General features: G+C 40.9%; 2 protein-coding genes. Both read left to right on the top strand.

What is annotated here, in order from left to right; genetic code table 11:
- Positions 1-918, top strand: a 918-nt coding sequence (locus QZ055_RS09325) for an isomerizing glutamine--fructose-6-phosphate transaminase (RefSeq protein ID WP_295826481.1), incomplete at its 5' end; no start/stop codon positions are given.
- Between the two features lie 58 nt (positions 919-976).
- On the top strand, positions 977-1752 hold a 776-nt coding region (gene trpS / locus QZ055_RS09320), incomplete at its 3' end, for a tryptophan--tRNA ligase (RefSeq protein WP_295802708.1).

Genomic DNA, 1752 nt, shown 5'->3' with positions numbered 1-1752 from the left:
TACCATGCAGGTCTTGTAACAAAACAATATATTGAAAACTTGGCGCGCATTCCTGTAAGTGTGGAAATCGCATCCGAGTACCGTTACAGCAATCCATTGACTGATGACAAAACATTGTGTATCGTTATCAGCCAATCTGGTGAAACATCTGATACATTGGCTGCTTTGAAAGAGGCTAAACGCCTTGGCGCTAAATCCTTAGCGATTACAAACGTAGTAGGTTCCAGTATCTCCCGTGAAGCAGATAACACTGTGTACACATGGGCAGGCCCTGAAATCTCTGTAGCGTCCACAAAAGCGTACACTACTCAATTAGTAGCTGGCTTGTTATTTGCTGTATACCTTGGTCAATTAAATGGCAAAATGAATCCAGCTTTAGGTGAAGAAATCCTTAGCGGCGTTAAAAACTTGCCTACATTGATTCATGAAATCTTTGAAGTAGACGAAGATATGAAAGCCTTTGCTAAACATTATGGCTTCAAATCTGATGCGTTCTTCTTGGGCCGTGCTATCGACTATGCAGTAGCGATGGAAGGTGCTTTGAAATTGAAAGAAATTTCTTACATCCATGCTGAAGCATATGCTGGTGGTGAATTGAAACATGGTACATTAGCTCTTATTGAAGAAGGCGTACCTGTTATCGCATTGGCTACACAAGAGGATGTATACGATAAGATGATCAGTAACATCCGCGAAGTAAAAGCTCGTGAAGCGGTTGTAATTGGTATCGGCATGAAAGGGGACGAAGAATTATCTAAACACGTAGACCATACAATCTATGTTCCTCGTGCAAATAAATTCATCGCTCCAATCCTTGCAGTTGTACCATTGCAATTGTTAGCATACTATGCAGCGATTACACGCGGCGCAGATGTAGATAAACCACGTAACTTGGCTAAATCTGTAACCGTAGAATAATATATATAACCAACAGTGCTTCGGCACTGTTGGTTTATTTCAATATAGGGAGACTATTATGGCAGTTATATTTTCCGGCATCCAACCAAGTGGTGAGTTAACACTTGGTAACTATTTGGGGGCTTTACGTAATTTCTTAGACTATCAAGATACTGACGAATGTTATTATTGTATCGTTAACCAACATGCGATCACTGTACCGCAAGATCCAAAAGAGTTATTCCAAAATACTCGTAATTTGGCTGCGTTGTACCTAGCGGTTGGCCTCGATCCTAAAAAGGTAACATTGTTTGTACAATCCGAAGTACCTGAGCACGTTAAACTCGGTTGGGTTATGCAATCTATCAGCTATGTTGGCGAATTAGAGCGTATGACGCAGTATAAAGATAAGTCTCAAAAGCAAGGTGACTCCATTCCTACAGCATTGCTTACGTACCCACCATTGATGGCGGCAGATATCTTGTTATATGGTACAAACTATGTTCCTGTAGGTGAAGACCAAAAACAACATCTTGAGTTGACTCGTAATTTGGCAGAGCGTTTTAACCGTAGATTCGGTGAAACTTTCGTAGTACCTGATATCAAGGTAGGCGAAGGTGGTGCTCGCGTTATGAGCTTACAAGAGCCAACTAAGAAAATGAGTAAATCTGATGATAACCAAAATGCTACCATTCGCCTTTTGGATGCACCAGATTTGATTGTGAAAAAATTGAAACGCGCTCAAACTGACTCTGATAATGCAGTGCGTTACGATAAAGAAAATAAGCCTGGCATTTCTAACTTGATGGGCATTTACCGTGCTATCACAAAAGACAGCTATGAAGCTATCGAAGA

This window comes from uncultured Veillonella sp. (assembly GCF_905209685.1).
Taxonomy (GTDB): domain Bacteria; phylum Bacillota; class Negativicutes; order Veillonellales; family Veillonellaceae; genus Veillonella.
The sequence above is the reverse complement of the archived record's forward strand: the minus strand, read 5'-3'. Positions and strand labels throughout refer to the sequence as shown.